12 protein-coding genes are annotated in these 12,520 nt (G+C 65.2%); 9 read left to right on the top strand and 3 right to left on the bottom strand.

Annotation, left to right across the window (positions count from 1 at the left end; genetic code table 11):
* Positions 1-5 precede the first annotated feature (5 nt).
* Together AB0O93_RS09965 and AB0O93_RS09960 are read right to left on the bottom strand one after the other, a co-directional pair.
* Positions 6-905 carry a LysR substrate-binding domain-containing protein gene (locus AB0O93_RS09965; protein ID WP_005054995.1) on the bottom strand — a complete coding sequence of 300 codons (900 nt, stop codon included), beginning with the start codon at positions 903-905 and terminating at the stop codon, positions 6-8.
* 96 nt (positions 906-1,001) lie between these two features.
* A complete protein-coding gene (locus tag AB0O93_RS09960) occupies positions 1,002-1,757 on the bottom strand; it encodes a glucose 1-dehydrogenase (protein ID WP_005054998.1) in 756 nt (251 codons plus the stop codon).
* 152 nt (positions 1,758-1,909) lie between these two features.
* On the opposite strand from AB0O93_RS09960, the gene AB0O93_RS09955 reads away from it, so the two are divergent.
* The 9 genes from AB0O93_RS09955 to AB0O93_RS09915 all read left to right on the top strand — a co-directional run bounded on the left by AB0O93_RS09955 (position 1,910) and on the right by AB0O93_RS09915 (position 11,225).
* Positions 1,910-3,235, top strand: coding sequence for a CoA transferase (locus AB0O93_RS09955; RefSeq protein ID WP_232783957.1), 1,326 nt, complete (start codon positions 1,910-1,912; stop codon positions 3,233-3,235).
* 1 nt (position 3,236) lies between these two features.
* A complete protein-coding gene (locus AB0O93_RS09950) occupies positions 3,237-4,439 on the top strand; it encodes an acyl-CoA dehydrogenase family protein (protein WP_005055001.1) in 1,203 nt (400 codons plus the stop codon).
* Between the two features lie 30 nt (positions 4,440-4,469).
* Positions 4,470-5,645, top strand: coding sequence for a thiolase family protein (locus AB0O93_RS09945; protein ID WP_005055005.1), 1,176 nt, complete (start codon positions 4,470-4,472; stop codon positions 5,643-5,645).
* Positions 5,646-6,392: 747 nt separating this feature from the next.
* Complete coding sequence (locus tag AB0O93_RS09940) at positions 6,393-6,671, top strand: hypothetical protein (RefSeq protein WP_363342932.1); 279 nt, start codon at positions 6,393-6,395, stop codon at positions 6,669-6,671.
* 526 nt (positions 6,672-7,197) lie between these two features.
* Complete coding sequence (locus AB0O93_RS09935) at positions 7,198-8,322, top strand: XRE family transcriptional regulator (RefSeq protein WP_363342930.1); 1,125 nt, start codon at positions 7,198-7,200, stop codon at positions 8,320-8,322.
* 8 nt (positions 8,323-8,330) lie between these two features.
* Positions 8,331-8,870: a hypothetical protein gene (locus AB0O93_RS09930; RefSeq protein ID WP_363342928.1), complete on the top strand. Its 540-nt coding sequence runs from the start codon at positions 8,331-8,333 to the stop codon at positions 8,868-8,870.
* A 141-nt stretch (positions 8,871-9,011) separates the two neighbouring features.
* A complete protein-coding gene (locus tag AB0O93_RS09925) occupies positions 9,012-9,659 on the top strand; it encodes a multiubiquitin domain-containing protein (protein ID WP_363342926.1) in 648 nt (215 codons plus the stop codon).
* A complete protein-coding gene (locus tag AB0O93_RS09920; RefSeq protein ID WP_363342924.1) occupies positions 9,634-10,821 on the top strand; it encodes a ThiF family adenylyltransferase in 1,188 nt (395 codons plus the stop codon). The genes AB0O93_RS09925 and AB0O93_RS09920 overlap by 26 nt, the downstream gene beginning before the upstream one ends.
* Positions 10,818-11,225 carry a DUF6527 family protein gene (locus AB0O93_RS09915; RefSeq protein ID WP_363342922.1) on the top strand — a complete coding sequence of 136 codons (408 nt, stop codon included), beginning with the start codon at positions 10,818-10,820 and terminating at the stop codon, positions 11,223-11,225. The genes AB0O93_RS09920 and AB0O93_RS09915 overlap by 4 nt, the downstream gene beginning before the upstream one ends.
* A gap of 36 nt (positions 11,226-11,261) precedes the next feature.
* Here AB0O93_RS09915 and AB0O93_RS09910 read toward each other — a convergent pair whose 3' ends face one another.
* Entirely contained in the window at positions 11,262-12,200 is a 939-nt protein-coding gene (locus AB0O93_RS09910) for a hypothetical protein (protein ID WP_363342920.1), read from the bottom strand.
* Positions 12,201-12,520 lie beyond the last annotated feature (320 nt).

The raw sequence follows: 12,520 nt of genomic DNA, 5'->3' as shown, positions 1-12,520 counted from the left end.
GACCCTTAGTCCTGCGGCGTCGGGAGGACGGATTCGGACAACCGGAGCACGGCGTGCAAGGCACGGTCGTCGCTGTCGCGCAGCCACGCCATCCGCAGCTCGACAGGTGCGACGTCGTCGGTCAGGCGCAGGAAGCGCAAGTGCGGGTCGGCGATGCTGTCGATCACCGAGGACAGGGTCAATGAGCAGCCGATCTCGGCGGAGACGAGGGACATCAGCGTCCACGAGTCCGGTGCGTGCTGGACGACATCGGCGTTGAACCCGGCGGCTCTACTCATCTGTCGCAGCCGCTCCAGCAGCAACGTGCCGGTCTGCGGTTGGAGCGACACGAACGGCTCACCCTCGAACTGCGCGATCGACACGGCACCGGCGTCGGCTAGACGGTGGGTCTCCGGGACGGCGATGACGAGTTCCTCGACAGCGATCACGCGGGTGCGCACGGCGGCGGGAATGTGGTCCCACCTGCCGAGGGCGATGTCGATGTCGCCGCGGGTGAGCAGCTGCATCGCCGGTTGGGCGAAGTGCTGGCTGAGCAGCTCGAGGTGGATGCCCGGGTGGTTCTGGTTGACCGCTCGGGCGAGCAATCCGACCATCACGTTGGAGGACGCACCCGCGTACGCCAGACGGACGTGACCGATCTCGCCCGTTCCGGCTGCGCGGGCGACCCTGCTCACCCTGTCCAGCGCGTCCAGGACCTCCTGGGCGGGGGCGACGAGGGCCTCGCCCACCGAGGTCAGCGTTACCTTGCGGGTGCTCCGCTCGAACAGCCGCGCACCCAACTCCCGCTCCAGCTGCTGGATGCCGCGGCTGATCGGCGGCTGCGCCATATGCAGGCGCTCGGCTGCCCGCCCGAAGTGCAGTTCCTCGGCGACGGCGAGGAAGGCGCGCAGCTGCTGCAGATCCATCCAGGGATTATTGCATAATCCGTACCGATGGAAGGTGGATTGGCATACAAGTCTGGATGAGTCGGCCGGGGTCGCGCAGACCCCGGCCGACCGAGATCACTGCGCGGTATAGCCGCCATCCACGACATACTCGGCGCCGGTGACGAAGGAAGCCTCGTCCGAGGCGAGGAAGAGCACGACGTTCGAGACCTCCTCGGGCTGGCCGGGCCGGTCGAGGATCGTCGTGGACAGCACGGCCTTCGTCGACTCCGGCGTCGCCAGCAGCCCCGTGGTCATGGGGGTGGCGATGACACCGGGATGCACAGAGTTCACCCGGATGCCGTACTTGGCCAGGTCCACCGCGCTGGCCTTGGTCAGCAGCCGGACGGCGCCCTTTGACGCCTCATACGCGGCGGCGCTCGGTGCGCCGACGATGCCGTAGATGGACGAGATGTTCACGATCGATCCGCCGCCTGAGCGGACCAGAGCAGGCGCCGCGGCCTTGGTGCCGAGGAAGACGCCCTTGGCATTGATGCGGAAGATGAGGTCCCACTCCTCCTCTGTGGTCTCCTCGACGGGCTTGAGGATGAGCACCCCCGCGTTGTTGACCAGGATGTCGAGCCGACCGAAACGCTGCTCGGCTTCTACCACGATCTCGTCCCACCTCGCCGCGATCGCGACGTCCTGCTCCAGCCCCACGGCCGTCCCGCCGTCACTGTTCGCTTCGGCGACGGTCTGCTCGAGCCCGGCGGAGTCGACGTCGGTGGCGAGGACGCTCGCCCCTTCCTGGGCGAGGCGGCGCACATGCGCGCGCCCCATCCCGTTCGCCGCGCCGGTGACGATCGCGACCTTGCCTGCAAGCCTGCTACCCATGGGTTCTCCTTAGCCTCATTGCTGATCACGCCCAGGCGCAGGCCGCTGTCGGCACCGTCGCCTCGACGCTCCCCAGGGTGATGTCCAAACGGGAGTCTCGAGTGTGCCGTTCTGGAACAGCCCCTCGTTTCATGAGATCACAGCATCAATACGTGTCCGATCAGGTATTGGACGGACATAAACGGCTGCTGGGAGTCTGGATGGACATGACGACGACTGAGGTGTTCCCGATGATGAAGAGCTCGCTCCCGGATGACCGGACGGTGCAGGACGTTCCCGGCGGCCCTTTCGACGGCCTCCTAGTCGCCGATTTCGGCCGGGTACTTGCCGGCCCTTACTGCACGATGCTGCTCGCGGACCTCGGCGCGACGGTCATCAAGGTGGAGAGCCCGCTGGGGGATGAGACACGCAGCTACCGGCCACCGGAGTACCGAGGCGAGTCGACCTACTTCCTCTCCATCAACAGGAACAAGCAGTCTGTGGTGCTGGACTTCCGCAACCCCGATGACCTTGTCCTCGCACAGCGTCTCGCGGCCAGAGCCGATGTGGTCACAGAGAACTTCAAACCCAGCGGGCTCCGGCGATTCGGCCTGGACTACGAGTCCGTCAAGCGGGAGAACCCCAATGTGATCTACGCGTCGATCACCGGCTTCGGCACCGCGGGAGGCGCAGGGCTCGCCGGCTACGACCTGCTCGCACAGGCACTGTCCGGACTGATGAGCGTGACCGGCGCGCCGGACGCGGAAGGATTCCGCGCGGGCGTTGCGGTGTTCGATGTGATCACCGGATTGCACACCTGCATCGCGATCACCTCCGCCCTTTACCACCGACAGCGTTCGGGAGAGGGACAGCACGTCGAACTGAACCTGCTGTCCTCCGCACTGTCGGGCATGGTCAACCAGACCGGCGGGTTCCTGCTCAGCGGGCAGTCTCCTACCCGGATGGCCAACGACCACCCCAGTATCTACCCCTACGCACCGTTCCCCACCCGTGACGGGGAACTGGTCCTCGCGATCGGCAACGATGTGCAGTTCGCCACGTTCTGCGACACCATCGGGCTGCCGCAGCTGGCCGCAGACACCCGCTTCGCGTCCAATGCGGACCGCAGCGCGCACCGAGACGCCCTGCGCCCGTTGCTGACAGCACGGCTGGCGTCCAAGACCGCATGGGAATGGTTCGACATCCTCAGCCCGTTGCAGGTCCCATGCGCGCCGGTCCTGGATGTTCGCGGAGGCGTCGAGTTCGCCGCCAAGATCGGGCTGGACCCGAGCGTTCCGGCCGGCACCGACGACCAGGCGGTGCCCACCATTCGCAACCCGATCACGTTCTCCCGCACCCCCGCGACCTACCGCACCGCGCCTCCTGCACTCGACCAGGATGGCGAGGCGGTCCGACGGTGGCTGCAAGACGCGGAAGGCGATGAAGACCACGTCGGCGGCCGGGTCACCGTCCCGGCGATTCGGGAAGAGGGACACTAAGATGACGATCACGACGACAGCACACCCGGTCGACACAGACTTCTACCAGATCGGCGATCTTCTCGGCGACGACGACCGCAACCTCATCACACGTGTGCGCGGATTCGTGGACTCCGAGGTCCTCCCTGTCATCAACGAACACTGGGAGTTGGCGGACTTCCCCTACCAGATCCTCCCCGCCCTGGGCGAGCTTGGGATCGTGGGCACCGCGATCCAGGGCTACGGCTGCCCGGGACTGACCCGACTGCAGACCGGCCTCGTCGCGATGGAACTGTCACGCGGCGACGGCAGTGTGAACACGCTCAATGCCGTGCACTCGGGACTCGCGATGGGCAGCATCGCACTGCTCGGCGACGACGAGCAGAAGCAGCGCTGGCTGCCCGAAATGGCAGCCCTCCGCAAGCTCGGCGCGTTCGCGCTGACCGAGCCCGAGCACGGATCAGACTCCGTTGCGCTGGAAACCACAGCCCGCCGCGAAGGAGACGTCTATGTGATCGACGGTGCCAAGCGGTGGATCGGCCTCGGCCATGTCGCCGACATCGTCATCATCTGGGCACGCGACACCGCAGACTCGAAGGTGAAGGCATTCGTCCTTGAGAAGAATGCCGATGGAGGATACCCCGACGGATATGAGGCCGAGGCGATCACCGGGAAGATCGCCAAACGCGCGATCCAGCAGGCGCACATCGAGATCTCCGGACTGCGGATCCCTGCCGGGAACAAGCTCGCGAAGTCGAGCTCCTTTCGGGACGTCTCCGCGATCCTCAATCGCACCCGCAGCACCGTCGCGTGGGAGGCGCTCGGGCACGCACTCGCCGCGTACGAGGCGGCAGCGGCCTACGTCCAGGAGCGCGTCCAGTTCGGCAAGCCCATCGCGAGCTACCAGCTGGTGCAGAACAAGCTGGCCAACATGCTCGCCGATCTCACCGCGATGCAGCTGCTCTGCTTCCGCACAGCCACCCTGCAGGATGAAGGCCGACTGACGAACGAACAGGCCTCGCTCGCGAAGATGTTCACCGGCGAGCACGCGCGTGCACTCTGCCGGGATGCCCGTGACCTCCTCGGCGGCAACGGACTCCTTCTGGAGAACCACGTCGCCCGCCACCTCACCGACATGGAAGTCGTCCACACGTATGAGGGAACCGACTTCATCCAGTCGCTCATCATCGGGCGCCAGATCACCGGAATATCGGCGTTCGCCTGACCCTCGGCCGACCACGGAAGGGAGCCCGCCATGACCGCGAGCTTTGTCTACGATGCTGTCCGCACCCCCTTCGGGCGGGCGGGTGGCGCGCTCAGCGGCATCCGGCCCGACGATCTCGCCGCAGTCGTCATGAAGGCGACCGTCGCGCGCATGGGCCTCGACCCCGCGCGCATCGATGACGTGATCTTCGGCGATGCGAACCAAGCAGGAGAGGACAACCGCGACGTCGCCCGTTTCGGGGCGCTGCTGGCAGGCTTCCCCACCAGTGTCACCGGCGTGACCGTCAACCGACTCTGCTCGTCGTCGCTGGAAGCGGTGATCCAGGCCGCCCGCGCTGTCGAGACCGGCGACGCCGGTCTCGTGCTCGCCGGCGGAGTGGAGTCGATGAGCCGGGCGCCGTTCATCGTGGAGAAGTCGCCGAGGCCGTGGCCGGCGGTCGGTAACCAGACACTGTGGAACACCTCCATCGGGTGGCGGATGACCAACCCGAAGCTGCCGAAGCAGTGGACCATCTCCAATGGAGAATCGGCGGAGAAGATCGCCCGAGAGTGGGGAATCTCCCGAGATGCCCAGGACGAGTTCGCCGTGCGCTCTCACCGGCTGGCAGCTAAAGCGTGGGCTGACGGGGTCTACGATGGCGAGATCGTGCACGTGCCAGGGGCCGACCTGGCACGCGACGAGGGCATCCGGGACGACACTTCCGTGGACAAGCTCGCCGGGCTTACTCCGCTGTTCGCGCGCGACGGCGAAGGCACCGTCACCGCCGGCAACTCCTCGCCGATCAACGACGGCGCTTCCGCCGTTCTGATCGCCGCGGAGGGTGCGCTGCCCGGCGAGCCACTCGCGCGGATTGCGGGACGCGGGGCGCATGGCGTCGATCCGCATCTGTTCCCGATCGCGCCGATCGAGGCGGCGAACAAGGCGCTCGCACGCGCCGGCCGGTCCTGGGCCGATGTCGACGTGGTCGAGCTCAACGAGGCGTTCGCTTCACAGTCGCTCGCATGCGTCGCCGGGTGGCCTGAACTTGATCCTGAGCGGGTCAACATCCACGGCGGAGCGCTGGCCATCGGCCATCCGCTGGGCGCTTCGGGGGGCCGCATTCTCGGGCATGCCGCGCATGAGCTTGCGCGACGCGGAGGCGGCGTCGCCGTCGTGGCGATCTGCATCGGCGTGGGTCAAGGCCTCGCCGTCGTGCTGGAACGGTGACAGTGAGACCGCGAGCATCCGTTCGTGGTGGGGTCATTGGCAGTCCCAGAGTCAACCGAAGCTTCAGCATTCCCCTCCGACGTTCTTCCTCGACGGTGAGATGCTCGAGCTCGGCCAGCTGCAGTGACCTCCAGCGCTCTCGCCGCCGTGACAGGCCGCTGACCAGACAGGGTCGGCGCGTCAGAGAGCGGTGTAGGAATCCGCCATTTCCCGTGGAATCCTGAGTCCGGGACCACCGCCAACTAGCGTGGAATCCCTGGGGTTATCCGCCATCTCGAGCGGGAACCTACACTGACTGTAAGTTCCCGCTGAAGATGTCAAATTCCCACTGAACTTGTCCAGAGATGACATTTTTGACATGTCGGGCACAGTACGACGACGGAGGCTCTCGGCATTCTCTTCACGACCACCGCGTCAGGGTGCCGCGATCGATCGCCTCGTCGAACCCCGTAGGGCGGGGGCCCTTGGAGTAGTACACGCTCGGGTGGTCGGCGGGGTCCGGCCGAGATGCGCGGTCGACATCGAAGCCACGTTTGGTTCCGGTGTCGGTAGGTGCGGGTACCCTGTCGGGCACCCGAGCAAGATCCCGGCGCTGACCGGAGCAGATTGAGAGGTGCGTCCCGGTCGGCTTGTCTCTATCCCGAATGATGATCTATCGCCGGACGATTTATGAGCACCCAAGGTACTTCAGACCTGGAGCACGCCGTCCCGGACGATGCCATGATCCCGCTGCTTGGAGATGGACCGATGACACCCGATCAGACTGAGCACGACTTCTACGCGGCCCTCACCGCGAGGGCGGTGAACGAGGACTACACCTCGATCGAGCAGCTAGAGACGCTCGCCACCGGACAAGGATTCACGTCCGCGGAACTGGCCGAGCTTGTTAGCGACGCGGACGACCCGAACACGCTCCCACCCTCCACGACGCCGCGCAGTGCCGCCCAGGCGCGCGCGTCCGAGGATGATCTCGCCGGGCTCATCGCGCTGAACGTCCGCGCCGACGTGGACTCATCTCCGAAGTGACACGCAGAGGTTCGACGCTGGCCGGCGCTGCCGATGACAGCCGCGCCTCCACAGGCGATGACCGGGCGATCTGATGTTGGGCTACGAGGTCCTCGTCCACGAGATCCGTTCAGACGTCAACATCGACCACCTGCAACAGGTAGGTACGCTGGCCTACCCGGAGCGAATGACGTACGTCAGGACACTGACCTCTCGCGAGGTTGCGCGCGTTCCATACCGAGCCTGGGTTGATCATCTGCTGGCCGCGTCCGAAGAGGGCCGTGTCCGATTGCTCCATGACGGCGGCTACCCATACCTCTTCCACGCTCAAGGGACAGAGATTAGAACAAACTTCGCTGAAGCAGGGGTCGACTCCATCGGTGCGCTGGAGGACGCAACCTGGTACCTCGTTGAGGCCTGGGACCAGAATTAGCGAACGCCGCAGCCCATCAGTGGCCATCGTTGCTGTGGGTAAGGGACGCTTGGCGGTCGCCGCCTCGCATACCACGAGATTGTGATTATCGCAATTCTCTGCGAGTATGGGCGCATGGCTGATGACCCGGTACTCGCGCGCGTCAACGAAGTGATCGAGCGGTCGGGCCTAAGCAAGAAGGATTTCGCCAAGGCGATCGGCATTGACGGTCCGAAGCTTGCGAAGTCGCTGGTTGGCAAACGCAGGTTCACTTCTCTCGAGTTGGCGCTGGTCGCGGAGCAGGGAGATACAACCGTCGATTGGCTGTTGACTGGCGATTCGACGCGCGAGTTGGTGCTGGCGCACCGGGCTGCTGAGCATGCGATCGAGGCAAGTGACTTGGTCGGGCGGCAGACAATCGAGATGCTCGTCGAAAAGCTCGAGGGTCTGCAGTTCCTGGAACGCCCGCTGCCGTTCCCGCCATTGCCGTCGAAGCCCACGGTGGGTGGATACGTGAAGCAGGCGCAGAGACTCGCCGATGAGTGCCTACAGATGCTGGGTTCTTCCGTGGGAGGGCTGACGAACTCGGAACTGATCGGGTTGATTGAGGACAGGTTCGGCATCGACGTGGTCGTTACGGGCTTGCCGGAGGCGTGTGATGGGCTGTCCTTCTCGGACGAGGGTGTGCGAGCGATCGTCCTAGCCACCTCAGACGCGCCGTTCCGGCAACGCTTTACCCTCGCGCACGAGATTGCTCATCTGGCATTCGGCGATTCCGAGGACGCCGTGATCGAGGAGCGGCTGTGGACGGACAAGACCCAGACGGAGAGCCGGGCAAACACGTTCGCTGCCAGCTTCCTCGCCCCGAAGGTTGAGATCGTCGCGCGGCTCGCGGGACGATCCGCAGTGGATGCGTTCGACGATCTGGTGTTGCACTTCCAGATGTCACCGAGTGCGATGTCGTGGCGGCTACTCAACGAGCGGTTGGTCTCGCAAGAGGATCAGCGGCGACTGCAGTCGCAGACCGCTCGCGCAACGGCGATGCGCGCGGGCGAGGCCGCGGCGCACACGAACCGTGCGCGGCTCGCGGGGGTGCCCAGGCCGCCACAGCGTTTGGTCGACGCGTATCTCGACGCCTATCGCGATGGAGCCACAACACTCAGGCCCGCCGCGACTCTGCTTGGCCAGTCGGTGGAACAACTTGAGTTGTACTTCGTCGACAGCGCGTCTGCGGATGACAGTGCGCTGCACTTTGCCTAGGCGCCGCGTTGCAGTACCTGTTCCCGGACAACTCGGTCATCGTCTGCTTCGCTCGCGCTGACGAGCTCGACGTTCTCGAACACTACCTGCGGGGCAAGGGACGCGTCGTTGAAGCCGTCTCCCGGGAGATTTCAGACTCCGCCGGACACGTCCCAGCGCTCAGCGGGCTGGACCAGCAGGTGTGGTTCGGCGATCCGATCCCGATCGTCGGCGCCGCGAACATCCGGGCCGTGGAAGGCGTTCGCGTCGCTGTGTTCGGCGGCGGCAAGGCCAAGCCCCGGGAACACCTCGGCGAGAGCCAAACGCTTCACCTGCTACGCACGGACATCGAATTCCACGACTCGATCTGGCTCACGGAGGACCGGGAGGCTTTCCGGTTCGCGCAACGCCAGCACGTCACTACTCGTGACACGTTCGGGATCCTCTGTGACATGGTCGGCTACCTCGACCTGTCCACCGAACGGGCGTTCGAGGTCGCCCAGCACATCCTCGACGCCGGTGAGCCGATGCTCCGCAAGCCGGCATCGCCTCGCGACTTCCTCGTCTGAATGACGCGACCTCAATGCTCCTGGGGGGAGCTCCTTCGACGTATTGCGATTATCGCAAGCCGTGCTACCATTGCGATAATCGCAAGCAATCCGACTGCGTGGGCGGCTGCGGCCGTGCGGCACGAGAGAAGGAGCCTGGACGTGGCATCTCCGATTCACATCTACATCGACGGGGAACAGGTACGGGTGCCGCGGCGCCGTCTGTCCGGAGCGGATCTGCGGGCACTGGTCTCGCCGCCCGCGGACACCATCTGGCTCGACGTCCCGGACGCGCAGGACCGGCCGGTCGCTCCGGACCAGGTCATCGAGTTGGAGGACGGCATCCGCTTCTTCACCGACCGCTCACGGACGATCTACCTCGACAAGGTCCCCTACGAGGTGCGATCTGCGGTGATCTCCGAAACCGACCTGCGGGCCCTGCCGACCCCGCCGATCGGACCCGAACGTGGCGTGTGGAAGGACATCCCCGACGACATCGACGACCCGCTCGCGTCGGGGGAACTGGTCCGCGTCACCGACGGCGACCGCTTCTTCACCAAGCTCCTGCCGCAGCGCGAGATCCACATCGTCGTAAACGGCCGCCGCAAGACCGTCACCAACCGGGCGGTCAGCTACGAGCAGGTCGTGGCCATCGCCTTCCCCGACGGCCCCATTGGCGAGAACGTCACCTACAGCGTCGTCTACAGCAAGGCGGTCGCCCCCAAGCCGGAAGGCACCCTCGCCGAGGGCAGCCAGGTCACCGTGAAGGACGGAACCCGCTTCAATGTCACACCCACTGATAAGTCGTAACCCCGACCTGCGGCGACTGCGCGACGAGGGGTACGAGGTCTCCATACTCAACGCACACCTCCTCGTCAGGCACGTCCCCTACGTCGACAGCGCCAAGCAGGTGAGGTTCGGCACGCTCGTATCGGACCTCACCCTCGCCGGCGACGACACGAAGACACCGGAGAACCACGTCGCCTACTTCGTCGGGGATCAGCCGTGTGATGCTGACGGTCGTCCGCTGAGCAAGCTGATCCTCGACGGACAGCCGCCATACCCGGTCGGCGCAGGCGTCACAGCCGCATGGTGGTTCTCGAGCAAGCCGATCCCGCCGGCACGCTACGAGGACTACTACGAGAAGATGACCACCTACGCCGCGGCACTCAGCGGCCACGCCGAAGTCCTCGACGCCACCGCAACCGCTCGCACCTTCCGCGTCGTCGATGCGGCCGAGGACGACGTGTTCACCTACCACGACACCGCCAGCTCGCGTGCCGGCATCGCCGCGATCAGCCAGACACTTCGGACCGGACCGGTCGCAGTCATCGGGCTCGGTGGAACGGGCGCGTACGTCCTGGACTTCCTGGCAAAGACGCCGGCTGTCGAGATCCACTTGTTCGACCCCGACACCTTCCTGCAGCACAACGCGTTCCGCAGCCCCGGCGCCGCCACCATCGAGCAGCTGCAGTCGCAGCCGACCAAAGTTGATTACTTCGCTATGACCTACGGTGCGATGCGCCATGGCATCATCCCGCACCCGGTCGAGGTCACCGTAGAAAACCTTCAGCTGCTGGACGGGATGCAGTTCGTCTTTCTCGCGATCGACAATGGTCCCGCGAAAGCACCTGTCATCGAACATCTCGAGCGGCGCGGCATCCCGTTCGTCGACGTCGGAATGGGGCTATACGCCACGAAGTCCCGGATCGGCGGCATCGTGCGCAGCACGCTCAGCACCGACCGTCCCGGAAGCCGCGCCGCCGCACGGGCACGGATCTCGACTAGCGACGCCGGCCCAGGCGAGTACAACACGAACATTCAAATCGCCGAGCTCAACGCCCTCAACGCCGCTCTCGCGATCATCCAGTACAAGAAGTACCTCGGGTTCTACGACGACGCGGACGACACCCACTTCGCCGGATACGTCATCGACGCGAACAGCATCGTGAATGAAGACGGTCCCCAATGACCGACACTTTCGATCCCGTCTTCGTCGACGAGATCCCCGAGGGCCTCGCCCCCGACACCTTGTACGTCTGCATCCCGTACGCCACGGCGGTGCACCTGTGCGCTTGCGGGTGCGGTAACGAAGTCGTGACGCCACTCACTCCGGTCGACTGGCGTCTCAGCTTCAACGGCCGCGTCTCGCTGTCGCCCTCGATCGGCAACTGGAGCTTTCCCTGCCGATCGCACTACTGGATCACCGACGAGCGCGTGCACTGGTCGACCGCCTGGGACGACGAACGCATCGAACGCAACCGTCAGCGTGATCGTCAGGCGAAGGCCCAGCACTTCGATGAGGCGAGAACTTCCCAGGCTGCGTCGCGCGAGAAGAGGCGACCCTGGTGGGCGCCCCGAAGGAAGAAAAACTGACGGGAAGCAGCCCGTCTCAGTCACACCGCGGTCGGCCTAGCAGCGAACGACGACGATGCCTGCGACACGAGCGCGAACGTCGTCCGGGATATCTAGGTCGGCAAGCACGTCGAACACGTAGTCTGGCGCACCGCCCCTGAGCCCACGAAGTACGTGTCGATAGTACGGTAGGCCGAAGTGCCCTGGATCATCCGGAACATCGGTGAATAGGGCTTCTTCGCGAAGATCAACAACCGTTTCGCTGGGACCGGCGAATGCACCCGAGCGCGCGACGGCGACGCGCTCGAAGACAAACTGCGCGATGCGCCGCGCCCCCGTCTGGGGTGTCTGAAGGAACTCGACGAGCTCCGGCCGCGCTGTCTTGAGGTTGACATCCCACACCGGCGCGACCTTCTGAGTGTCGTCGGCGAACTCCTCCAGCGCCCGATGGTGCTCGAGCGCGCCGGCTGTCTCGTCTGCGGCTGTGCCCCATCCTGCGAAAGTGAGAAGGGCCGGGATCAGTGAGATTGTGGTCTGCCGGCAAGATTCGCAGTCATCCGAATGGGCGTCAGCGGAACAGAAGGCGCCGGCACGGTAGTCGCTTGTTCCGAGATAGAGCCCATACATCGCTGCGACGTTGAAGTAGTCAGCAGAGTCCATGAGGCTGAGCCGCTGTGAACCGTTGTCGTAGCGGAAGTCGATTGTCCAGTTGGCGTCCTTCTTGAGCCTCTTGGCTTGGACGAGCATTCCGAACGCCTCGTGGTCGTCATCGATCCACCACCACAGCCAGTCGGCGCCGACCGTGCCCTCCTCACTCTGGCTAAACGCCGCGAACTTGACTTCGGGATGGAGCGTGGAAAGCAACAGGTCGGTGATCGACGTCTCATGCCAAGTCTGACCGGTCGCCTCGAACACGCCCATCTGCTGCTCCGCTGCGAGCCGCCCGGCATGAAGTACTGCGCGCAGGTCGCGCGCGCCGGGATCGGTGCTGCTCATCACTTGCTCCACTCTCTACCCGCGACTCAGTCTTTGCTGCTTCCACCGCTGCTGGTGTGGTTGAGCACGAGCGTAGTGCTGCTGTCGAGGTGACCTCTCGGATAGTGCAGGGTGAACTCGCTGCCATACCAGTAGTGATGTGCGGCGCCGGGAAGCAATTCCGGCGACAGTGGGCTCACTCTCGTCGCCGCGCTGACGCGCTCCCTGTCGGGATGGGCCAGTAGGGTGACGAGACGCACGATAGGGGATCGCGTGACGAATCAGGTACCACGAGCGTGGGCGCAGCGGCGAGACACGCTAGCGAGATCAGCGTCCGCCGG

Source organism: Microbacterium sp. NPDC077184 (assembly GCF_040687055.1).
Classification (GTDB): Bacteria; Actinomycetota; Actinomycetes; order Actinomycetales; family Microbacteriaceae; genus Microbacterium.
Note: the sequence above shows the minus strand (reverse complement) of the source record. Positions and strands in the feature narration are given on the sequence as shown.

Excerpts from the sequence above, each read along its gene's own strand:
- AB0O93_RS09940 (WP_363342932.1), top strand. The coding sequence starts at position 6,393 with ATGACACCCGATCAGACTGAGCACGACTTCTACGCGGCCCTCACCGCG.
- AB0O93_RS09945 (WP_005055005.1), top strand. The coding sequence starts at position 4,470 with ATGACCGCGAGCTTTGTCTACGATGCTGTCCGCACCCCCTTCGGGCGG.
- AB0O93_RS09915 (WP_363342922.1), top strand. The coding sequence starts at position 10,818 with ATGACCGACACTTTCGATCCCGTCTTCGTCGACGAGATCCCCGAGGGC.
- AB0O93_RS09910 (WP_363342920.1), bottom strand. The coding sequence starts at position 12,200 with ATGAGCAGCACCGATCCCGGCGCGCGCGACCTGCGCGCAGTACTTCAT.
- AB0O93_RS09920 (WP_363342924.1), top strand. The coding sequence starts at position 9,634 with ATGTCACACCCACTGATAAGTCGTAACCCCGACCTGCGGCGACTGCGC.
- AB0O93_RS09935 (WP_363342930.1), top strand. The coding sequence starts at position 7,198 with ATGGCTGATGACCCGGTACTCGCGCGCGTCAACGAAGTGATCGAGCGG.
- AB0O93_RS09960 (WP_005054998.1), bottom strand. The coding sequence starts at position 1,757 with ATGGGTAGCAGGCTTGCAGGCAAGGTCGCGATCGTCACCGGCGCGGCG.
- AB0O93_RS09950 (WP_005055001.1), top strand. The coding sequence starts at position 3,237 with ATGACGATCACGACGACAGCACACCCGGTCGACACAGACTTCTACCAG.
- AB0O93_RS09965 (WP_005054995.1), bottom strand. The coding sequence starts at position 905 with ATGGATCTGCAGCAGCTGCGCGCCTTCCTCGCCGTCGCCGAGGAACTG.